The organism is Cupriavidus sp. USMAA2-4, assembly GCF_001854305.1.
GTDB lineage: Bacteria > Pseudomonadota > Gammaproteobacteria > Burkholderiales > Burkholderiaceae > Cupriavidus > Cupriavidus malaysiensis.
Window position 1 is genome coordinate 2,914,958 of the sequence record NZ_CP017749.1, and the last position, 21,834, is coordinate 2,936,791.

Genomic DNA, 21,834 nt, shown 5'->3' on the forward strand with positions numbered 1-21,834 from the left:
AAGGGCAGGGCCCGCTGCCTATCCGGCGGCGCTTGCCGTCCCGGGGCCGGACTGCCCCACCGTTTCCACGCGCACATCGCCGCGCGCCTCGAACGGCGCCAGTTGCTCCGGCGTGACGTCCTGGTCGGTGATCAGGGTCCAGGGCCGTTCGATCGGGGTCCAGTGCTGCTGGCTGGCGTGGCCGACCTTGTCGGCGGTGACCAGCACGAATACGTGCGCCGACTGGCGGATCACGCATTCCTTCAGGTAGGCCTGCTCGGCCGAGGCTTCGCACAGGCCGTTGCGGGCCACCACGCCGTCGGCGCCGAGGAAGGCCTTGTCGACGCTGATGCGGCTCAGCGAGAGCTGGGCCAGCGCGCCCAGCGTGCTCATGCTGGAGGCGCGCACCTCGCCGCCGATCAGCGTCACCGGCATCCCCGCGGCGGCCAGCGCGGCCACCACCAGCAGGTTGTTGGTGACCACGCTCACCTGTTTTCCGGGCAGGTGGGGGGCCAGCGCGGCCGTGGTGGTGCCGCCGTCGAGGAAGACCGTGTCGCCGTCGGCGATATGGGCGAACGCGGCGCGGGCGATGGCCGCCTTCTGCGCCTTGCCGCTGACGCGGCGCTCCTCCAGCGGCGCCTCCGGCTCGTGCGAGCCGACCGCGGCCGCGCCGCCGTAGGTGCGCAGGATGCGGCGGTCCGAGGCCAGCGCGCGCAGGTCGCGGCGTACCGTGGCTTCCGACATGCCGAAGTGCTCGCACAGCGTGGCGACATCGTTCATGCCGTTGAGGACGGCGTTCAGCATGGCCTCGCGGCGCTTGGTGACTTTCATTGGTGGCGTTCCTGTACCCGTGACGGCGCGGCCCGGGGGGGCGGGCCGCGGCAGGGGTCCAATGTAGCAAATCCCGCCGGCGCGGCGTCCGCCGCGTGGCCGCCCGCCTGCCGCCGCGCTCGGCGCGCTCAGCCGCGCACCCAGGACTCGGCCACCGCCACGTACTTGATGCGCTGGCGGAAGTAGGTGAAGGCGATATGCAGCGTGCCGTCGGGGCCTTCCACGATGGAGGGGTAGGAGTACTCGCGGTTGCGCTGGTCGGCCGAGTTGTTGGTCATGCAGTAGCCGTCGCCGATTTCCAGGTTGCGCCGGCGGCGCCAGGTGCGCCCGCCGTCCTCGGAAATGGCCAGCGACAGCGGCGCGCGCGGCGCGCCCCAGAAGGCGGTGCCGCGTGCCGATGCCTGCTGCTCGCGCAACTCGCCGCTGTCCTCCGAATCCTCGATGTCGTCGTAGAGGGAAGCGCGCCGCTCGCTGCTGTGGGAGGCATCGCTCTCGTTGAACACCAGCGCCAGATGGCCGTTGCGCAGCGCCACGAACTGGATCGAGGAGTTGTTGTTGGGCAGCCCGGTCGGCTCGGGCGCGCTCCAGTGGCGCCCGTCGCGCGAGCGGCTGGCGTAGATGGCATCGGCCCAGCGGCTGCGGTACAGCGCCAGCAGGCTGCCATCGGCGAGCGGCTGCACGTTCATGTGGACGCAGCCGACGCTGTCGGGCACCACGTGCTCGTGCCACGTCAGGCCCTGGTCTTCGGACACCATCACGGCGCTGACGTCGTCGTTGCCGACCCAGCGCTCGCCCGGCTGGGTGCGGCACAGGAACACCGGGCAGGCCCAGGCGCCGTCGGGCAGCACGGCGATGGGCTGGCGCACGAAGGTGCCGGGGCGGTCGAACAGGGTCTCGATCGGGCCCCAGCTGCGGCCGCCGTCGTCGGAGATGCGCCGGCGCACGATGGCGGTGTTCTGGTGGCCGGAGAGCTGGGCGGTGTAGAGCAGCCAGAGGCGGCCGTCCGGCGCGGCGAACAGCACCGGGTTCTGTTCGGAGCGCGCCGGATCCTCCGACAGCTTCAGCGGCGGCGTCCAGTGCCGGCCGCCGGCCGGCAGCCGGGACAGGTAGATCGAGACGTCGGGAATGCCTTCCTGGGTGCCGCCGAACCAGGCGCACAGCAGGTCGCCGCCGGGCAGGGCGAGCAGGTTGGCGGCATGGTTCTGCACGCAGGGCGTCGGCAGGAAGGCCTCGCGGCGGCCGGCATCGGTGCTGGCGAGGTGCACTTCGCCGTCGCTGGCGGTGAGCGCGAGGGCGGCGGCGGGCTGGACGATGGCGTTCATGGCGTGTGTCGGGTGAGGGGTTGGGTCATTGCGCGGAGCCGTTCGGGCGGGCGCTGGCGGCGGGCGCGCCCTGGGCGGCGCGGGCCGGCGCGAACAGCTTCTCGACCACCAGGACCAGCGCCGGCGTCACCAGCGCGACGTACATATTGTCGATGCCGAAGGGGTTGCCCAGCAGGTACCAGGCGGTGGTGGCCACGGCCGCCAGCACCAGGCCGGCGACGGCGCCGCGGCTGCTGCCGAAGAAGGGCAGGTAGATGCCGATCAGGGCCACGATCGAGACCGACAGGCGCAGCGCGCGGGTGAAGAAGGAAAGCGCCAGGATCTGCGGTACGAACAGCACGAACACCAGCGGCACGAAGCCGACCGCCAGCGAGATCCAGCGCGTCGCGCGCAGCTCCTGCTCAGGCGTGGGGCGGTAGCGCGGCACGTAGAAGTCCTTGACGATCAGCGAGGCGATGGCCAGGGCCACGGTGCAGACGCTGACGAAGATCGAGGCCACCAGCGAGGTGGTGACCACGCCGGCCAGCAGCGGGTGCATGTGCTGCAGGAAGACCGGCAGCGCGTACAGGCTCTTGATCTCGGGGTAGAGGTACTTGGCGGCGACGCCGATGAAGCCCAGCGCGATCGAGATCGGCACGCACAGCACGGCGGCCATCAGCGAGGCCTGGCGCGCCGCCGCCGGGCTCTTGGTGGCGGAAATGGCCTGGATGATGAACTGGGTGGAGAAGATGGCGCCCGCCGAGCCGATGATCCAGGCGCCGATGGTGCCGCCGCTGAGCGCGCCGTGCCAGGTGAAGTAATGCTCGGGCATGGTCCGCACCATCGGCGCCAGGCCGCCGGTGAGGCGCCAGGCCACGGCCACCAGGATGCCGATGCCGAGCAGCTTGACGGCGCTGTGGAAGATGGTCAGGTAGGCCACGCTCTTGAGGCCGCCCCAGGCAAAGTAGATGGTGCTGATGGCGGCGGTGATCAGCGCCGCGGTGGTCAGGTCGACGTGCATCACCGTGGAGATGGCCGCCGCGCCGCTGACATAGTTGCCGACGTTCACCAGCAGCAGGGCGTAGATCATGATGGCGGAGACCACCAGCTTGGCGCCGTTGCCGTACTTGCGGGCGATGAAGCCGGAGATGGTGAACTCGCCCGAGGCATAGAGCCGCTTGGCCATGAAGAGGCCGAACAGCAGGAAGCCGATGGCCGCCGAGATCACCGACCAGGACGCGGCGATGCCCACGTTGAAGGCTTCCTGGGAGGTGCCGACGGTGGACTTGGCGCCGATGTACTCCGACATCAGCAGCACCGCCACCACCACGGCCGGCATCGAGCGGCCCGCCACCATGAACTGCTCGGAATCGCGGCTGCGCAGGCGCACGCTGGCCACGCTGGTCACCACGATGTAGACCGCCACCATGGCGATGATGAGGACGGTGTCCCCATGCGAGAAGGACGTCATCTCTGTCTCCTGGTCAGGCGCGGGAGGATTCCCGCGGGGCCGGCTTGTCGGTGCCGGCTCTGGGTGCTGCGGTGTCTGTTCTGCGTTGCGCGGGGCCGCGGCGGCCCCGGCGCGAGGGTGAGAAAGTGCGTGCGTGAGAGGGATCAGGCGGCCTGCGCCGGCCGGGCCTGCTCGCGCCGCGTGGCCAGCTCGCAGGCCTGGCGCAGCGCCTCCAGCATGCTGCGTTCGTCCGCGATGCCCTTGCCGGCGATGTCGAAGGCGGTGCCGTGGTCGACCGAGGTGCGGATCACGGGCAGGCCGACGGTGATGTTGACGCCGGCTTCGAGCCCCATCACCTTGACCGGGCCGTGGCCCTGGTCGTGGTACATCGCCACCACCACGTCGAAGTCGCCGCGGCCGGCGCGGAAGAACAGGGTGTCGGCGGGCAGCGGGCCTTCCACCTGCCAGCCGCGCGCCTGCAGCGCCTGCACCGCCGGGATGATCTTCTCTTCCTCTTCGCCGTAGCCGAACAGGCAGTTCTCGCCGGCATGCGGGTTGATGCCGCACACGCCGATGCGGGGCTGTGCGATGCCGGCGCGCACCAGCGTGGTGTGGGCGCGCTCGATGGTGCGCTGGACCAGGCCCGGCTCGATGCGGCGGATGGCATCGAGCAGGCCGATATGGGTAGTCACGTGGATCACGCGCAGGTTCGGCGCCACCAGCATCATCGACACCTCGTCGATGCCGGTCAGGTGCGCCAGCATCTCCGTGTGGCCGGGGAAGATGTGGCCGCCGGCGTGCAGCGCTTCCTTGTTGAGCGGCGCGGTGCAGATGGCATCGAACTCGCCGGCCGAGGTCAGCTCGACGGTGCGCGCGATGTAGCGGTAGGCGGCGTCGCCGGCCACGGCCGACAGCTGGCCGTAGGGCAGGTCGGCGGGAATCAGGCCGAGGTCGATGCAATCGACGATGCCGGGGCGGAACACGGCATCGGCCGGCTGCGCGACGGTGCGCACTTCCAGCGCCGTGCCGGCGCGGCGGCCGGCGTCGCGCAGGCGCACGGCGTCGCCGACCACGATCGGGCGGCATTGCTCGTAGACCGCGCGATGCGACAGCGCCTTCATGATGATCTCGGGGCCGACGCCGGCGGCGTCGCCCATGGTGATGCCGATGACCGGCCGGTAGCTCGTTGCAGTCATTGCAGGGTTTCCTTGGTTCGGATGGGCGCGCGCGGCGCGTCCACGGGCGTGGCGGCGGACAGGCGCTTCCACGCGGCATGCAGGGAGCCGGGCGTGCCGAAGCCGCCCGCCTTGGTTACCACCGCCAGCGGCGCGCCGGCACGGGCAGCGTGCAGCAGCGGCATGCCGGGTTCGACCTCTTCGGCGATCCGCAGCGCCTCGATGCCGGCCGCGGCCAGCAGCGCGCGCGCCGTTTCGCCGCCGGTGGCCACCAGGGCGCCGGCCAGCGGCAGGCCGGGCGCCAGCAGCGTGGCCAGGCGCCGGCAGTGGCGCAGGCCGTCGGCCGGGTCGGCGCGGGTGGCCTGGCTGAGCGTGACGAGCACGTCGCGGCGCGCGCGCAGCGCGGCGGCGACGGCCTGGCCCAGCGGCGCGACGGCTTCGTCGGGGCCGTCGACCGGCACCTCGAACGCCAGCAGCGCGTCGCCGGCGGCGTCGCGCAGGCGGGCAGCCTGGGTATGGGAAATGCTGGACATGCTGCCGACCACGGTCAGCACGGGGCCGGGGACGATCCCGGCATCGGTGCCGGCGGCGGCTCCCGCGCCATCGTGGTCGTCGGCATCGTGGCCGTCGGTATCTTCAGCGCCTCCGTCAGCGCCTCCGTCAGCGCCTTCGCCGGCGCGGCGGTCCAGGCCGAGCGCCTGCATCAGCGCGGGCGCGAGGCCGCCGGAGCCGGCCCAGAAGACACGCTGCAGCGCGGCCGATGCGGTGGCGATGTGCGCGAGGTCATCCTCGCCCAGCGCGTCGCAGACCACGGCCTGGATTCCTTCGGCCTGCAGCGCGGCGAAGCGGGCGGCGAGCGCCGGCCGGCCGGCGCGGATCGCCTCCAGCGGCAGCAGCGCCGTGCGCAGCCCCTGTGCGCGCAGCATCGCGCCAAGGTCGGCGCGTCCCGGGATGCCTTCATTGCGCCACACCTCGGTCTTCTCGACCGCCACGCCGTGCAGCCACTGGCGGCCATCGCGGGTGGTGCGGCCGGTGGCCGGATAGGCCGGGGCGACGATGGCCAGCCCGGCCAGCGGCACCAGGGCGGCGATCTCGGCGGCGGCGTTGCCGCGCAGCGTCGAGTCGACTTTCTTGTACAGGCGCGTGCCGGCGCCGGCCAGTGCCTGCCAGGCATCGAGCTGGCGCCGGGCGGCCTCGGCCGGCGCCGCGCGGCGCGAATCGGCATCCACCGCCAGCACGTCCTGCCCGGCCGGGCAGGCGGCGCCCGCGTGCAGCAGCACGGCGCTGCGCAGGCCCAGGCGGGTGCCGGCGACGGCGCAGTCGGCGGCGCCGGACAGGTCGTCGGCGACGATCAGCAGGCGGGCGCGGATGGCGGGAGCGTTCACGGCAGCAGGCGCTGGTAGACCGCCTCGATATCGGCGAGCGACATCGGCTTGGGATTGTTGGCCATCAGGCGCGTGACCTTGGAGGCGGCCACGGCCAGTGCCGGCACGTCCGCCTCGGACACGCCGTAGCGGCGCAGGTCCTGCGGAATGCGCAGCACTTCGGTCCATTCCGCCAGGCGGGCGATCAGCGCCTGGGTGGCGGCCTGCTCGCCGGTGGCGGCGTCGGCGATGCCCAGCGTGCGCGCCACGGTGGCCAGGCGGCCGGCAACCGCGCTCGCGTTGAAGGCCATCACATGCGGCAGCAGCATGGCATTGGCGACCCCGTGCGTGATATGGAACATGCCGCCCAGCGGGTAGGCCAGTGCGTGCACGGCGGCGGTGCCGGCGGCGGTCAGGGCCAGCCCGCCGTACATCGAGCCGAGCATCATGGCCTCGCGCGCCGGCGCATCGTGGCCGTCGCGGTAGGCGGTGACGATGTTGGCGCCGATCAGCCGCATCGATTCCAGCGCGAACATATCGCTGACCGGATTGGCCTTGGTGGAAATATAGGACTCCAGCGCATGCACGAAGGCATCGACGCCGGTCGCCGCCGTGATCGGCTGCGGCAGGTCGAAGGTCAGCGCGGCGTCCAGGATCACCAGCTGCGGCAGCAGGTGGCGGCTGACGATGCCGACCTTGAGGGCCTCGTCCGGCAGCGTGACGATGGCGTTGGGGGTGACCTCGGAGCCGGTGCCCGCGGTGGTCGGCACCAGGATCATCGGCACGCCCGGGTGGGCGATGCGGTCGATGCCCAGCCAGTCGCGCAGCGGGGCGTCGTTGGTCAGGCGCACGGCGAACAGCTTGGCCGCGTCCAGCACGCTGCCGCCGCCGATGGACAGCACGGCCTGCGGCGCGAACGGCGCGATCTGCTCGCGGAACACGGTCTCGATGTTCTCGATGGTCGGCTCCGGCTCGACGCCGCGCACGACGCGCACCTCGACGTCGCGTGCCGCCAGCGCCGCGACCACGCGCGCGATGGTGCCGTTCTCTTCCATCACCGGCTGGGTGATCAGGGCCAGGCGCGCGACCGGGCGGTCGAGCAGGGCCAGCTTTTCGGGCAGCAGGTCGAGGCTGCCGGTGCCGTGCACGAGGTGCTTGACGGTCTGGAAATGGTAGGTGGTGGTCATGGCCGGATCCGGTGGCTGGGTCGGGCGCCGCGGGCTCAGCGCGCGGCGGCGGTGCGGTAGACGGACAGGGCCTCGGCCAGGTGCTCGCGGGTCTTGGCGTCGAGCGGTCGGGCCGGGGCGCGGGCGGGGCCGGCGGGCATGCCGAGCATCTCGGCGGCGGTCTTCAGCACCACCGGCATGGTGCCGAGGGCGAAGGCGTCGCGCAGCGCGCGCAGCGATTCCTGGGCCGCGCGCGCGGCGGCGATGTCGCCGGCCTGGAAGCGGTTCCAGATCGACATCACGACGCCCGGCACGGCATTGGTGGTGGCCGCCACGGCGCCGTCGCCGCCGGCGATCAGTGTCCACAGGATCATCGAGTCGGTGCCGGTGAAGACGGCGAAGTCGTCGCGGCGCAGGTTGATCAGTTGCAGCAGGCGGTCGAAGTCGCCGCCGCTGTCCTTGATGCCGCGGATATTCGGTACCTCGGCGAGGCGGCGCACGGAGTCGATGGTCAGCGTCACGCCGGCCTTGGCCGGGATGGTGTAGAGCATGACCGGCAGGGAGGTGGCGGCGGCGATGGCACGGTAGTGTTCGACCAGTTCCGCCTGGGTGGCGCCGTTGAAGTAAGGGGTGATCACCGACACCGCGTCGACGCCGGTGTCCAGCATCTTGCTGTTGAGGGCGATGACGTCGCGCGTGGCATAGGCGCCGGTGCCGGCAATCACCGGCACGCGGCCGCGCGCCTGCGCCACGGTGATGCGGGCGATGCGCAGCTTCTCTTCTTCGGACAGTGCGATGAATTCGCCGTTGGTGCCGAGCACGAAGAGGGCATGGACACCGGCGTCGACCAGGCGGTCGACCAGGGTGCGCAGGCCGGCTTCGTCGACCGCTTCGTCGGGGGTCATCGGCGTGATCAGGGCGGGGATGATCCCTCGGAACGAGATGGTCATGCTTGGCTCTCCTTGCCATGCGCGCCGCCCGATGGAAGGCCGGGCGGCTTGTTGTGCGGGGCGGTCGAGGGTGGCCTCTGCCATCGATGGCAAGGTCCGCGCGATCCGTTGGTTTGATCGGTTCGGTCGCGATGCGCGGCACGTTCCGATCGATTCCGTCATTGTAGTGGATGATCTGGTTGAATCGATCATCGTTAACCCGAGTTTGATTGAAACGATCAAAATAGGGAGGGGCGATCGATCAAGCTGCCGCAATGTGCGGGAAATGCGCGTCAAAGTGGCCTGGTGACTGCGCGCACCCGGTCCGCTGCATGTCTGCCCAGACACTTCCATCGTGCCGGAGCGGTGCCTGAGGCGGCCTTCCCTGTCGCTCCGATCAATGGCCGATAATCGAACTATCCGCGCAAGACGGGCATACAAGAACCTCTGTTTTCTGTGGAAAATACTGGCCTCGCCATGCATCAGACGGATGCACGGTAATCGCACAAAGAAGGCGATTGCCGCATGGAAAGGCATAGAACACCAACTGGAGGATTCTGATCGTGTCGACACGCATCCTGCGCAAGCTCGCCCTGGCCGCGCTGGCCACCACCACCTTCCTGGCAGGCGCCGTCCACGCCGCTTATCCGGACCGTCCCATCAAGCTGGTGGTGCCGTTCACGCCCGGCGGCGTGACCGATGTGATCGGTCACAGCATCGCCCAGCGCCTTTCCGTGGCGCTGGGGCAGCCGGTGGTGGTGGAGAACAAGCCGGGCGCCAGCGGCATCATCGCCACCGACCTCGTCGCCAAGTCCGCGCCCGACGGCTATACGCTGCTGCTGGCGGCGATCGGGCAGGGCGCGGTCAACAACCACCTGTACCGCAAGCTGCCCTACGACCCGAAGGCCGACCTGGCGCCGGTGATGCTGGTGGCCGAAGGCCATAACGTGCTGGTGGTCAACGGCGCCGGCAGTCCCTACAAGTCGGTCGCCGACCTGGTGGCCGCGGGCAAGCAGGCGCCGGGCAAGCTGACCTACGGCTCCTTCGGCAACGGCTCGTCCTCGCACCTGTCCGCGGCCACCTTCGCCGCGTCGACCCACACCGAGTTCACGCACATCCCCTACAAGGGCAGCGCGCCCGCCATGGCCGACCTGCTGGCCGGCCATACGGCCTTCATGTTCGACAGCCTGAACACGGCGCTGCCGCAGATCCGCGCCGGCAAGCTGCGCGCGCTGGCAGTGACCGGCCCGAAGCGCTCGCCGCTGCTGCCCGACGTGCCCACCATGGCCGAGGCCGGCGTGCCGGGCTACAACATCACGGCCTGGTTCGGCATCCACGTGCAGGGCAAGACCCCGGCCGCCATCGTGCAGCGCCTGAACAAGGAGCTGGTGGCCATTGCCCACGCGCCGGACCTGCGCCAGCGCTTCGCCGAGCAGGGCGTCGACCTGGTGTCCGGCAGCCCCGCCGACTACGCCGCCTTCCTCGACGCGGAAAACCGCAAGTGGGCCGCCATCGTCAAGCAGGCCAACGTCACCCTCGACTGACGCCGAGGCGCGGCAGGGCCGCCGCCTGGAGGAGGCTCTGCGCCTCCTCCGTCCGTTTCCAACACTACTTTCCGCCGCCATGCCACGCCTTCCCGCGCTCCACGGCCTTCGTGTCCTCGACCTGACCCGCGTCCTCGCGGGCCCCTGGTGCACCCAGAACCTCGCCGACCTCGGCGCCGACGTGATCAAGATTGAACATCCCGGGCGCGGCGACGACACGCGCGGCTGGGGCCCGCCCTACCTGCGCGACGGGCAGGGGGAGGACACCAGCGAGGCCGCCTACTACCTCAGCATGAACCGCAACAAGCGCTCGGTAGCGCTCGATTTCACTACGGAGTCGGGCCGTGCCCTGGTGCGCGAGATGGCGGCGTCCTGCGACATCCTGGTGGAGAACTACAAGGTCGGCGGCCTGGCCAAGTACGGCCTGGACTACGAGAGCCTGCGCGCGCTCAACCCGCGCCTGATCTACTGCTCGATCACGGGTTTCGGCCAGGACGGGCCCTATGCGGCGCGGCCGGGCTATGACTTCATGATCCAGGGCATGGGCGGGCTGATGAGCATCACCGGCGAGCGCGACGACCTGCCCGGCGGCGGACCGCAGAAGGCCGGCGTGGCCGTGGTCGACGTGATGACCGGCATGTATGCCACGGTCGCCATCCTGGCCGCCGTGCTGGAGCGCCAGCGCAGCGGCGAGGGGCAGCAGCTCGACATCGCCCTGCTCGATTGCGAGGTCGCCATGCTGGCCAACCAGCCGCTCAACTACCTGACTTCCGGCCAGGCGCCGCGCCGTGCCGGCAACGCCCACCAGAACGTGGTGCCCTACCAGGTCTTCGCCGCCAGCGACGGGCACCTGATCGTGGCGGTCGGCAACGACAGCCAGTACCGCGCCTATTGCGAGGCGATCGGGCGCGCCGAGCTCGGCACCGATGCGCGCTTCGCCACCAACAGCCAGCGCATCGTCAACCGCGACGCGCTGATCCCGGAGCTGGAAGCGGTCATGCGCACGCGTCCGCGCGATACGTGGCTGGCCGCGCTGGCCGAGGCCGGCGTGCCCAGCGGTCCCATCAACGATATCGCCCAGGTGTTCGCCGACCCGCACGTGGTGCATCGCGGCCTGGCGCGCACGCTGGCGCACCCGCTGGCCGGCACGGCGCCCACGGTGGCCAGCCCGCTGCGCCTGTCGGCCACCCCGGTGGAATACCGTAAGGCGCCGCCGCTGCTGGGCGAAGATACCGACGCGGTGCTGGCCGAGTGGCTGGGCATCGACGGCGCCGGCGTGGCCAGGCTGCGCGAGGAAGGAACGCTGCGCTAGTCCGCTACGTCGTTCGCCCCCCGCCCGAGCGGCGGCGCGTCCAGGCCGCCGGCCAGGCGCAGGGCCGGCCGGCGCGCGACATCAACCGACGCGCGCGGCAAGGTCGCCGAGGCTGGCGATGGTGTCGTGCAGTTCGGTGTGCAATTGGACCACCAGCGCGCCGGCCGGCAGGGCGCGCGCCAGCGGCGCCGCCTGGCCGGCCCACTGGGCCGCGTATTCGGCGCTGCCCTGGGCCTTGGCCGCCGCGTGCAGGGCCTTGCCGGCGTCGTAGGCGATCGGATAGTCGGGGACCGCCGGCGCTTCGGCGGCCGCGCCGAGGGCTGTCAGCCGGTTGGCGAAGCCGCGCGCCGCGCGCCCCGAGATCGCGCGCGTCAGCGTGGTGTGGCGCGGGCGCGGCACCGTCAGCGCGGTGCGATAGGCGGCGTCGGCGGCCGATTCGGGGCAGGCGACGAAGGCCGTGCCGAGCTGGGCCGCCTGCGCCCCCAGTGCCAGCACCGCGGCGATGCCTGCGCCATCCATGATGCCGCCGGCGGCGATCACCGGCAGGGCGGTCTTGCGCACCAGCAGCCGCGTCAGCGCCAATGTGCCCAGCCCCTCGTCCTCGCCTGCCGGCTGGAAGATCCCGCGATGCCCGCCGGCCTCGATGCCCTGGGCCACCACCGCGTCGATGCCGGCGGCCTCGATCTGCCGTGCCTCGTCCAGCGAGGTCGCGCTGGCGAGCAGCACGATGCCGGCCGCGTGCAGGGCGTCGATGGTCGGCTGCGGCGGCAGGCCGAAGTGGAAGCTGACCACGGCCGGCTTCTCCTCCAGCAGCATGGCCAGCATGGCGTCGTCGGCGAGGAAGCTGCGGTAGATCTCGCGCAGGCCGGCCGGCGGCACGGCGCCGTGCTCGGCGAAATGGGGGGCCAGGTAATCGAGCCAGGCCTGCTCCCGTGCCGGGTTTGCCTGCGCCGCCGCGTGGCAGAACAGGTTGACCTGGAACGGCCGGGCGGTCAGGGCGCGGGTCTCGCGGATGGCCTTGCGCGCGGCGTCGGCATCCATGGCGCCGAGGCCCAGCGAGCCGAGTCCGCCCGCCTCGGAGACCGCCGCCGCCAGCGCGGGCGTGCTGACGCCGGCCATCGGCGCCTGGATGATCGGGGTCGTGATGCCGAGCCGGGTGAGCAGGTCGCGGCGGTCGTCGGTGGGGTGGGCAGGGTGCATGGCGCGGATTCCAGGTTGACGAGTGATGGGCAGGATGGCGGCCGCTCCGCGCGCTCAGGCCGGATGGCCTGTCCTGCGCGGGCAGCCGGACGGTGGCGGTCAGCGGTCGGTCAGGTGCGCAGCAGCTCCCGCTGGAAGGCCTCGTAGGCGGAAGTGGAAAATCCCTCGCGCCTGACCAGGAAGGTATGGACGGGGCGTACCGGCACGCACTGGAGGGCCGCGGTGTGGCGCTGCAGGTCCAGCAGCGAGCGCGGCACCACGGCGACGGCGGCTCCGGCCGCGACGCTGGCGAGGATGGCGTGATAGGACGGCATCTCGCGCACCGCCAGCCGCTGCCGCAGGTCTTCACCGCCTTCGGCCAGCCACGCTTCCGCGCACAGCCGATAGGTGCAGCCGCGCGCGAAGGCGGCCAGGTGGCGCAGTGCCACGTCCTCCGGCCGGCGTACCTCCGGGTGGTCGGCCGGCAGCACCAGCACCAGGTCTTCGGTGCACAGGTAGGTGCCGGCCAGGCCTTCGCCCAGTTCGCCGACATCGATGGCGGACGGCACCGCCGTCCCCGGGTGCGCCACCACGGCGCAGTCGAGGCGGTGGGCCAGCACGGCGTCGGCGAGGAAGCGCGAGGTGCCGGTGGCGATCTCCAGCGCCACGTCGGGCCAGGCGTGGTGGTAGCGGCCGAGCGGGCGGGGCAGCAGGGTTGCCGCAGAGCTTTCCATCGATCCGACCCGCAGCGTGCCGCTGGGTGCATCGGCGCGCATCGACTGGCGCGCTTCCTCGGCCAGCGTCAGCATCTGCTCGGCATAGCCCAGCAGGCGGTGGCCCTCGGCAGTCAGGATCATGCGCTTGCTGTCGCGCTGGAACAGCGCCACGCCCAGGCTCTCTTCGAGCTGCTTGACGCGCGTGGTCACGTTTGACTGCACGCGCTCCAGCCGCTTGGCGGCACGGGTGATGCTCTGTTCACGCGCCACGGCGCGGAAGATCTCGAGTTCTGCCAGGTCCACGATGGTGCTTCTCTTTTTGTTCTCATTATGAGAATGAATATTATTGAAGTATCGTAATAGGAGAACTTAATGTCAAGGTGGAGAAAGCAGCAGGCGCGCAGGGGATGTCGTCGTTCTGGCGGATGCCCGCCCTCTCCCCCAGCCCTTCTCCCGCGGGCGGGAGAGGGGAGTCCGGTTGCCGTCAGGCAGGAGTTGTCGTGCTGGGCGAAGCCGGCGAGATACGCCAACACCGCTGGCCAAGCATGGTGTCTTGGCTCCCTCTCGCCGCGCGGGGAGAGGGTGGGGGAGAGGGGTGGTTTAGCAAGGCGCCACGCAAGAACGAAGCCGTCGGTGTTGTCCAGCGCGTCGCCGCCAGGGAGCGGCAGGCAGAGAACGCGGCGCCTCAGACCGCCGACGTGCCCGCCTGGCCGGCGGCGGCGCCGAACACCGGCGGCGCGGTGACGATCGAGGTCAGCGCCGGCTCGGCCGGCTCGAGCAGTTCGGGGCGGGGCAGCGGGCGGCGCAGCGCCGTGCTGGCGGCGAAGGCCTGTTCCATCGCGTGGGCGACACCGAGCACCTGGCGGTCGGCGCGGAAGCGGCCCACCACCTGCAGGCCGAAGGGCATGCCGGCGTGGTCCAGCCCGCAGGGCAGGCTGATGGCGGGATGGGTGGTCAGGGTGACCACGTAGGTCGGGGCCAGCCAGCGGTAGTAGTTCTCCTGCGGCTCGCCGTTGATGGTCTCGGCGTAGAGCTGGGTCCAGGGGAAGGGCGAGACCGGCGTGGTCGGGGACAGGATCACGTCGTAGTCGGCGAAGGCGGCCTGGAAGCGCTGCAGGATGCGGGTCTGCTCGGCCTGCGCCCAGGCGCTGTCGAGCAGGCTCATGCGGGCGCCCATCTCATAGTTGGCGCGCGTGTTGGGGCCGAGGCTGGCGGGGTCGCGCTCGTAGGCGGCCTGCATGCCGGCGACGAAGCTCTCGGCGCGCAGCACGTCGAAGCAGCGGTGTACCTCGCCCAGGTCGAGCGCGATCTCGTCGCAGCGGCGGAACAGGTGCCGCATGGCGTCGATCTTGGCGCGGAAGGTGCGGCGGATGTCGTCATCGACGGCGCAGGCGCCGAAGTCCTCGGTGTAGGCCACGCGCAGCGAGCCGAGGTCGACCGGCTGCGGCACCAGGAATTCGAGCGGGTCGAGAGCATAGGTGAGCGGGTCGCTGGCCGAGGGGCCGGCGCTGGCGGCCAGCTGCAGGCAGGCGTCGGCGACGGTGCGGCCCATCGGTCCGACCACCGAGATCGGGGTCCAGCCGAGCAGCTTGCGCGAGCTGGGCACGACCCCGGGCGAGGGGCGGAAGCCGACCACGCCGCACTTGGCGGCGGGAATGCGCAGCGAGCCGCCGGTGTCGGAGCCGGTGCAGACCGGCAGCATGTCGCAGGCCAGCGCGGCGGCCGAGCCGCCGGAGGAGCCGCCGGCATTCAGGTTGGGATTGAAGGGATTGCCGGTGGCGCCCCACACCACATTGCGCGAATTGGCGCCGGCGCCCATTTCCGGGATGTTGGTCTTGCCGGTGACGATGGCGCCGGCGGCGCGCAGGCGCGCCACCAGCACGTTGTCCGCGGCGGGCACGTGATCGCGGTAGAGCGCCGAGCCATAGGTGGTCAGCAGGCCGGCGGTGGCCTCGAGGTCCTTGACCCCCAGCGGCAGGCCGTGCAGCAGGCCGAGGGGCGCGCCGTCCAGCACCGCGCGCTCCGCCGCGCGCGCCTCCTCGCGGGCACGTTCGTAGCAGGTGGCGGTGATGGCGTTGACGAGCGGATTGACGGCCTCGATGCGGGCGATGCAGGCCTCCAGCAGCTCGACCGGCGAGATCTGCTTGCTGCCGATCAGGCGGCGCAGTTCGATCGCGGACAGCGCGGGCAGGCTTGGGTCGGAAGACATGGAATTGGGCTCCGGAGTGTCAGGTCGGGCAAACGGTGCGGCGCGGCGCGAGGCGCCGGCCGGGGGGGCGTCCTAGCGGCTGTGTCCGCGCGCGGCCACCGGCCACAGGCCGGCGACGGTGCCGCCGCGCACCGTTACCAGGGTCTCGTACAGGTTGAGGGTCGGATCGCAATGGCCCGGTACCAGCAGCATCTGCTCGCCCAGGGCAGGCAGCGCGTCGGCGCCGGCGCCGGCGGCAGGGGCCACGATGCCGTGCTCGTCGTTGGCGGCGAGATAGTCGAGGCGGCCGTCGCGGGCCCCGTCGCGCCAGGGCAGCGGCAGGCCGGAGTCGGTCGCCACGGACTTGAGGCCGGCGTCGACGATCACGCGCGGCTCGGCGCGGCTGGTGGCGGCCACGCTCATCACCGTGGCGGCGAGGAAGAGGCTGTGCTCGAAGCGCAGCCCGTCGGCCGCCGCGGCGCCCTGGTTGCGCCCGTAGTCGGCATCCATGAAGACGTAGGAGCCCGGCTGCAGTTCGGTGTAGACGCCGCTGGCGAGGTCGAATTCGACGCTGCCGGTGCCGCCGCCGGTGACCACTTCGCTGCGCACGCCCGCGCCCTGCAGGATGCGCAGGGCGGCGGCGGTACGCTGGGCCGCGCGCGCCGCGGCCTCGCGCCGCTCGCCGTGGCCGCGCAGGTGCTGGATGCCGCCGTGGTAGGCCTGCAGGCCGCGGAACACCAGCTGCGGATGGCGGTCGATGGCCTCCACCAGGCGCAGCGCGGCGGTGCCGTCGGCAACGCCGCAGCGGCCCTGGCCGATGTCGATCTCGACCAGCACGCTGAGGCGGCTGCCGGCAGTGGCACAGGCCTCGGCCAGCGCCTCGACCTGGTGCGCGTCGTCGACGCAGACGCTGAGGTGGGCATGCCGGGCCAGGGCGGCCAGCAGCGCCAGCTTGGACTCGCCCACGACCTGGTTGCTGACGTGGATGTCACGGATGCCGGCGGCGACGAAAGGGAGCGCCTCGCTGACCTTCTGGCAGCAGATCCCGACCGCGCCCCGCGCCACCTGGGCAAGCGCGATGTCGGGACACTTGTGCGCCTTGGCATGCGGGCGCAGTTGCACGCCGGCGCGGTCGCAGGCCGACTGCATGCGTTCGAGGTTGCGCGCGAAGGCATCGAGGTCGAGCACCAGGGCGGGGGTGTCGACGGCGCGGAGCGGCTGGCCGGGCAGGGCCGGTGGCGGCAGCGCGGGCAGCGTTGCGGCGGTGCCGGAGGGATTCGGGGCGGTCGGAAGCGTGGTCATGGGGCAGTCTTGCGCGGCGGGGCGCGCCATGGGCGGCGGCACCGGCCATCATGCGGCGGTGCCGCCGCCGGTGTCAAACCGGGCGGCGGCGGTGCCTTGGACGGTGCCGGCGTGCCGGCGGCGGGCCATGGTGATGTTCGGTCGGCGTGGTTCTGCGGACCTTGGTCAGTCGGCGTCGGCCAGGCGGCGCCGCTCAGTCGGCATGGATCTGCGCGCGTTCGGCGATGGCGCGCATGCGCGGCAGCTCGCCGGTGATCAGCGCGGTCACGGCGGCGCCGTCGGCATAGCTGGGCTCGAAGCCGACTCCCACCAGCTTCTCGCGCGTCTCCGGATCGGCCATGGTTTCGGCCAGGGCCTTGCTCAGCCGGGCCTTGACGTCGGCAGGCAGGCCGCGCGGTGCCACCACCGCCAGCCAGGTGTCCATGTCGATGGCGGGGAAGCCGCTTTCGGCCACCGTCGGCACCTGGGGCAGCAGGCTGGAGCGCTTGGCGGTGGTCACGGCGATGGCCTTGACCTTGCCGGAGCGCACCTGCGGGATGGCGGCCGAGACGGTGTCGACGGTGAAGGGGATCTGCCCGCCGATCAGGTCGGTCATGGCCGGCGAGCTGCCGCGGTAGGGCACGTGCAGCATCTTGATGCCGAGGTCGTGCAGCAGCATCTCGCCGGCGAACTGCGCCGTGGTGCCGGTGCCGAAGGAGCCGTAGGAGTACTTGCCCGGCTGCGCCTTGACCGCCGCCACCAGTTGCTTGAGATCGTTGACGGGGACGTCGCGGTTGGCCAGCAGGATCAGGCCGGTGCGCCCGGTCAGGCCGATCGGCTCGAAGCTCTTGAGCGGGTCATAGGGCAGGCGCGGATGGATCGCCGGATTGACGGTGAAAGTGGTGCCCGAGCTGACCAGCAGCGTGTAGCCGTCAGGGGCGGCCTTGGCAACGAAGCCGGCGCCGACGATGGTGCCCGCGCCCTGGCGGTTGTCGACCACCACGGTCTGGCCCAGGCGGTCGCCCAGCTTCTTGGCGAGCAGGCGGCCGATCACGTCGGTGGCGCCACCCGGCGGGAACGGAATCACCATCTGCAGCGGGTGGCTCGGGTAGGTGTCGGCCAGTGCCGCGCCGGCGGGCAGGACCAGCGTGGCGGCCGCGAGGCAGGCCGGCATCCAACCCGGATTCGACTTCGACTTCGACTTCGACTTCGCTTTCATCAGTGCTCTCCTGCGTGGCAGTGGCGTGCCGCTGGGGCCCGTCCGCCTGCCGCCTGCTTCGTGGCTTCGTGGTTGGGGGGCGTGGCCGGGTCAGGCCGCTGCGAGTCGGGCTGCCTTGGCAAGGAAGCCCTGGTACTCCTCCGGCGGCACGAACAGGCCGCCGGTGGTCCAGGCCAGGTGGGTGGCGCGTGGCAGCGCGCCGGCCAGGCCATGGTGTTCGAGGTAGGCGCGCCCGGCCGCGCTGCGGCACAGCATGTCGGGGCCGCTGAAGCCGGCCGCGGCCGAGGGCTCGATGTGCAGGCCTTCGCTGGCATCGAGCTGCGCGAGGTGGCGGAACAGGGTCGCATCGGTCACGGTGAAGACGCCCGACAGCAGCGGCGTCATCACCTGGGCGGCCAGTTGCGAGGCGCGCGGCACGGCCAGGCCGTCGGCCTCGGTGCGGTTGTCCAGGCCATAGTCGTAGACCGAGGGATGGCCTTCGCCGGCCAGCATCTGCACCAGGAAACAGGGCGAGCGGACCGGTTCGGCGAAGAAGCAGTGCACGTGCGCGCCGAACAGCTGGCGCAGGCCGAAGGCGATGCCGGCCGGTGCGCCACCGACGCCGCAGGGCAGATAGACGAACAAGGGGTGGTCGGCGTCGACCGCCACCCCGGCAGCGGCGAGCTGGTCGCGCAGGTGCAGCGCGGCGGCGCTGTAGCCCAGCAGCAAGGACAGCGAGCGCTCGTCGTCGACGAAGTAGGCGAAGGGATCGGCCGCGGCCTCGCGGCGGCCGGCGGCCACGGCCTGCTCGTAGTCGCCGGGGTGCTCGACCACGCGCACGCCGCGGCGGCGCAGCCGCTCCTGCTTCCACGGCTTGGCGTCGGACGACATATGCACCTCGGCCCGGAAGCCGAGCGCCGAGGCCATGACGCCGATGCTGAGGCCGAGGTTGCCGGTGGAACCCACCGCGACGCGGTAGCGGCCGAAGATCTCGCGCGCTGCCGGGCCGGCCAGGCGCAGGTAGTCGCTGGCGCCATCGGTACGATCGCTGCCGCCGGCGCCGGGCAGGCCGTGTTCGCGCGCCAGGCGCTCGGTGAACTCCAGCACCTCGTGGATGCCGCCGCGCGCCTTGATCGAGCCGGCCACCGGCAGGCTGTGGTCGGCCTTGAGCCAGAGCGCGCCGAGCGCTGGTTCCAGTCGCAGGGCCTGCTGCATGGCCGGCGCGCGCTGCAGGGCCGATTCGATGATGCCGCCGCTGGCCTGCAGTTCCGGGAACAGCTGTGCCAGCAGCGGGGCGAAGCGGGTGAAGCGGTCGCGGGCGGCTTCAATATCAGCCAGACTAATGTGCTCGCTGCCGGCGGCGAGCGCGGCGGGCGGCACGTCCAGGCGTGCGGGGTTGGTCCAGAGGACCGGCTCCGCAGCCCGCAGGTGGTCCGAAAGGTCCAGGACCCTCGTGTCGGAGAGGGGGGCAGCGGCGGTGGTCGGGGTCATCTGGGAATCTGGCGTACAAGCAGTCATGTCTGGCATTGTTGGCGGCGCCAGGCCCGGTGACAATCCATTTATACTGATTCGGTCATTAGTCAAACTAATTCCGATGCACGGATTTGACGCATGAGTGCGATGCTCTCCTCCTCGCTGCTGAGCTGGTTGCGCTGCTTCGAGGCCGCCGCCCGCCATTGCAGCTTCACCCAGGCCGCCGGCGAGCTGTGCGTGACGCAGGGGGCGGTCAGCCAGCAGATCAAGCAGCTCGAACAGTGGCTGCAGCGCGCCCTGTTCCTGCGCACGCCGCGCGCGCTGGTGCTGACGCCGGAAGGCGAGCGGCTGCGCTTCGTGCTGCGGGAGTCCTTCCAGGCCATCGAGAGCACGCTGACGCAGTTGCGCAGGACGCGCGCGCCCGGGCCGCTGGCGCTGAGCTGCGCGCCGTCCTTCGCCATGCGCTGGCTGACGCCGCGGCTGGGCGAGTTCTTCCGCGAGCACCCCGAGGTGGGCCTGCGCGTCTACGGCGAATTCCACGCGCTCGACCGCGCGCGCATGGTGCGCGACGGCATCGATGCCGGCGTGCGCTTCGACCTGGGCGGCTACGCCGACCTCAAGGCCAGTGTCTTCCTGGAAGAATGGCTGCTGCCGGTGGCCAGCCCCGCCTTCCTTGCCGCGCACCCGCGGCTGCGCTCGCCGCGCGACCTGGAGGCCGGCTGGCTGCTGCATGACAGCAGCCCCTGGGATGGCGCCGACGAGTTCGCCGAGTGGCGCCACTGGCTGGCCGAGGCCGGCGTCACCGTGCCGGGCCTGGAACAGGGGCAGCGCTTCAACCTGTCGCAGCTGGCGGTGGGCGCGGCGCTGGCCGGCCAGGGCATCGCCATGGGCCGCTCCGCGCTGGTGCTGGAAGACATCGAGGCCGGCCGGCTGGTCGACCTGTTCGGGCTGCATGTGCGCTCGCAGGCCTCCTATGTGTTCGTCTCGGCCCACGGGCAGACCCCGGATATCGCCAAGGTCGAGGACTGGCTGGTGGGCGAAGGCGCGCGCTTCGACGCGGCCAGGGCACGCCTGCTGGCGGCGACACGGCGCTCCGGCTGAAGGGGAGCGGACCGCGCGCGAGGCTCCTCAACGGCCGGCCGTCGCCACGGGCGGGGCCGTGCTTGCGGTGTCCTTGGCGCCCCCACCATCCTCAGCATCCTTGGCGCCCGCCCCGCCCCAGCCGCCGCCGAGCGCCTTGACCAGCATCACGCTGGCCACCAGGCGCCGGCGCCGCACGGCTTCCTCGGCGCGGGCGCTGGCCAGGGCATTGCTCTCGAGCACGCTGACATCCAGGTAGGCGACCGCGCCCTTGCGGTAGCGTTCCAGTCCTTGCGCCAGGGCCAGTTCGGAAGCTTCGGTGGCGGCACGCTGGCTGGCGGCTTCTTCTCCCAGCGCCGACAGGGCGGCGAAGTTGTCCTCGACGTCCTGGAAGGCGCGCAGCACGGTGGCGCGATAGTCGGCGGCGCTGGCGTCGAAGCGGGCGCGCGCGCTGTCCGCCAGGGCGTGCCGGCGTCCGCCGTCGAACACGGTGCCGGCCAGTGCCGGCCCGAGCGCCCAGAAGCGGCTGGGCGCGCTCAGCCAGCCGGCCAGGCTGGTGCTCTCCAGGCCGAGGCCGGCGGACAGCATCAGGCTGGGGAAGAAGGCCGCGCGGGCCACGCCGACCTGCGCATTGGCAGCCGCCACGCGGCGCTCGGCGGCGGCGATGTCGGGGCGCCGCCGCAGCAACTGCGAGGGCACGGCCGAGGGCAAGGGCGGCAGCGGCGGTGCCGCCGCCACCAGCGGCGCCAGCGTGAAGCGCGCCGGCGGCACGCCCAGCAGGGTGGCGATGGCGTGCTCGAGCTGGGTGCGTGTCAGCCGTACCTCGGCAAGCTGGGCCTTGGCGTTCTCCAGCTGGGCGCGCGCCTGCGCCACTTCGCCTTCGGTGGCGATGCCGCCGCGCCAGCGGTTGCCGACCAGCTCCAGTACCGTCGCGTCGCTGTCGACCGTGCGCGCCAGCAGGTCGCGCTCGCGCTCGGCAGAGCGCAGGCTGAAGTAGTCCGCCGCCAGTTCGGCCTGCAGGCTCAGGCGCATGGCGGCGACGTCATCGGCACTGGCCTCGGCGCCGGCCTGCGCGGCATCGACGCTGTTGCTGACGCGTTGCCAGAGGTCCGGCTCCCAGGTGGCGCTGAGGCCCAGCAGGTGGTCGGGCTCGGTCTTGCCGGCCAGCGAGCGGCCGACCACATTGGCCGAGACGTGGCTGCTGCCGCCGCTGGCGCCGGCGACCAGGGTGGGAAAGTAGGCGGCGCGCGCGGCGCGGGTCTGGGCGCGGGCGTCGTCGAGCAGCGCCCGGGACTTGCGCAGGGTCTGGCTGGTGGCGTCGAGCCGGGGCATCAGCGCGTCCAGGGTGGTGTCGCCATAGGCGCGCCACCATTGCGGGGGCGGTGCCGCCGCAGCGTCGGCTTGCGCCGCACCGGCTTCCTTGAAGGCCGGCGGCAGGTCGACCGCGGGCACGCTGTAGGGCGGTGCGGTGGCGCAGCCGGCCAGGCTGCCGAGCGCGAGGAAAGCGAAGCGGGTGAACAGGGTGCGAAGGCCGAAGGCGGCGGCGCGCAGGGCCTGCGTGCGCGACGCGCGCGGGCCGCTGGCGGAGACGCCCGCATGGCTGGTGCGGTGGTCCGGGGGCGAAGCAGGGAAACGGCAGCTGTCGTCTGGCATGGCGCGCAATCCCTC

Annotated in this window: 18 protein-coding genes; 4 read left to right on the top strand and 14 right to left on the bottom strand. The window is 71.9% G+C overall.

Annotated elements, in window-relative coordinates:
• Positions 1-18: 18 nt before the first annotated feature.
• The 7 genes from BKK79_RS32715 to dapA form a co-directional block, all read right to left on the bottom strand.
• Positions 19-810 (bottom strand): DeoR/GlpR family DNA-binding transcription regulator, encoded by a 792-nt coding sequence (locus tag BKK79_RS32715; protein WP_071039933.1) that lies wholly within the window; start codon positions 808-810, stop codon positions 19-21.
• Between the two features lie 128 nt (positions 811-938).
• Positions 939-2,132: a sialidase family protein gene (locus BKK79_RS32720; protein ID WP_071039934.1), complete on the bottom strand. Its 1,194-nt coding sequence runs from the start codon at positions 2,130-2,132 to the stop codon at positions 939-941.
• 25 nt (positions 2,133-2,157) lie between these two features.
• Positions 2,158-3,582, bottom strand: coding sequence for a sodium:solute symporter family protein (locus BKK79_RS32725; RefSeq protein ID WP_071039935.1), 1,425 nt, complete (start codon positions 3,580-3,582; stop codon positions 2,158-2,160).
• Positions 3,583-3,725: 143 nt separating this feature from the next.
• On the bottom strand, positions 3,726-4,757 hold the full coding sequence (gene pdxA, locus BKK79_RS32730; protein ID WP_071039936.1) for a 4-hydroxythreonine-4-phosphate dehydrogenase PdxA: 1,032 nt from the start codon (positions 4,755-4,757) through the stop codon (positions 3,726-3,728).
• Complete coding sequence (locus BKK79_RS32735) at positions 4,754-6,121, bottom strand: four-carbon acid sugar kinase family protein (RefSeq protein WP_071039937.1); 1,368 nt, start codon at positions 6,119-6,121, stop codon at positions 4,754-4,756. Before BKK79_RS32735 ends, pdxA begins: the two co-directional genes overlap by 4 nt.
• Positions 6,118-7,287, bottom strand: coding sequence for an iron-containing alcohol dehydrogenase (locus tag BKK79_RS32740; protein ID WP_071020315.1), 1,170 nt, complete (start codon positions 7,285-7,287; stop codon positions 6,118-6,120). The genes BKK79_RS32735 and BKK79_RS32740 overlap by 4 nt, the downstream gene beginning before the upstream one ends.
• Before the next feature lie 35 nt (positions 7,288-7,322).
• Positions 7,323-8,216 (bottom strand): 4-hydroxy-tetrahydrodipicolinate synthase, encoded by an 894-nt coding sequence (gene dapA, locus BKK79_RS32745; protein ID WP_071039938.1) that lies wholly within the window; start codon positions 8,214-8,216, stop codon positions 7,323-7,325.
• On the opposite strand from dapA, the gene BKK79_RS40745 reads away from it, so the two are divergent.
• The 3 genes from BKK79_RS40745 (at position 8,215) to BKK79_RS32755 (ending at position 11,051) form a co-directional block, all read left to right on the top strand.
• Positions 8,215-8,505 carry a hypothetical protein gene (locus BKK79_RS40745; RefSeq protein WP_157128577.1) on the top strand — a complete coding sequence of 97 codons (291 nt, stop codon included), beginning with the start codon at positions 8,215-8,217 and terminating at the stop codon, positions 8,503-8,505. The two genes, dapA and BKK79_RS40745, sit on opposite strands and share 2 nt — an antisense overlap.
• Positions 8,506-8,758: 253 nt before the next feature.
• Positions 8,759-9,739, top strand: a complete 981-nt coding sequence (locus BKK79_RS32750) for a tripartite tricarboxylate transporter substrate binding protein (protein WP_084085471.1) — start codon at positions 8,759-8,761, stop codon at positions 9,737-9,739.
• A 79-nt stretch (positions 9,740-9,818) separates the two neighbouring features.
• Positions 9,819-11,051, top strand: a complete 1,233-nt coding sequence (locus BKK79_RS32755) for a CaiB/BaiF CoA transferase family protein (protein ID WP_071020303.1) — start codon at positions 9,819-9,821, stop codon at positions 11,049-11,051.
• A gap of 81 nt (positions 11,052-11,132) precedes the next feature.
• Here the strand turns inward: BKK79_RS32755 and BKK79_RS32760 are convergent, their stop codons facing one another.
• From BKK79_RS32760 to BKK79_RS32785, 6 genes are all read right to left on the bottom strand, one after another.
• Positions 11,133-12,251, bottom strand: a complete 1,119-nt coding sequence (locus tag BKK79_RS32760) for an NAD(P)H-dependent flavin oxidoreductase (protein WP_071020301.1) — start codon at positions 12,249-12,251, stop codon at positions 11,133-11,135.
• 110 nt (positions 12,252-12,361) lie between these two features.
• Positions 12,362-13,249 (bottom strand): LysR family transcriptional regulator, encoded by an 888-nt coding sequence (locus BKK79_RS32765; RefSeq protein WP_071039940.1) that lies wholly within the window; start codon positions 13,247-13,249, stop codon positions 12,362-12,364.
• Positions 13,250-13,631: 382 nt separating this feature from the next.
• On the bottom strand, positions 13,632-15,155 hold the full coding sequence (locus BKK79_RS32770) for an amidase (protein WP_071039941.1): 1,524 nt from the start codon (positions 15,153-15,155) through the stop codon (positions 13,632-13,634).
• Positions 15,156-15,227: 72 nt separating this feature from the next.
• Positions 15,228-16,436 (bottom strand): DSD1 family PLP-dependent enzyme, encoded by a 1,209-nt coding sequence (locus tag BKK79_RS32775; RefSeq protein ID WP_071039942.1) that lies wholly within the window; start codon positions 16,434-16,436, stop codon positions 15,228-15,230.
• Between the two features lie 193 nt (positions 16,437-16,629).
• Positions 16,630-17,589: a Bug family tripartite tricarboxylate transporter substrate binding protein gene (locus BKK79_RS32780; RefSeq protein ID WP_071040525.1), complete on the bottom strand. Its 960-nt coding sequence runs from the start codon at positions 17,587-17,589 to the stop codon at positions 16,630-16,632.
• Between the two features lie 135 nt (positions 17,590-17,724).
• On the bottom strand, positions 17,725-19,104 hold the full coding sequence (locus BKK79_RS32785) for a D-serine ammonia-lyase (protein WP_084085473.1): 1,380 nt from the start codon (positions 19,102-19,104) through the stop codon (positions 17,725-17,727).
• A gap of 120 nt (positions 19,105-19,224) precedes the next feature.
• Between BKK79_RS32785 and BKK79_RS32790 the strand changes: the two genes are divergently transcribed.
• A complete protein-coding gene (locus BKK79_RS32790; RefSeq protein ID WP_071039943.1) occupies positions 19,225-20,187 on the top strand; it encodes a LysR substrate-binding domain-containing protein in 963 nt (320 codons plus the stop codon).
• A gap of 27 nt (positions 20,188-20,214) precedes the next feature.
• On the opposite strand, the gene BKK79_RS32795 is transcribed toward BKK79_RS32790, so the two are convergent.
• A complete protein-coding gene (locus tag BKK79_RS32795) occupies positions 20,215-21,819 on the bottom strand; it encodes an efflux transporter outer membrane subunit (RefSeq protein ID WP_084085475.1) in 1,605 nt (534 codons plus the stop codon).
• Positions 21,820-21,834: the final 15 nt, after the last annotated feature.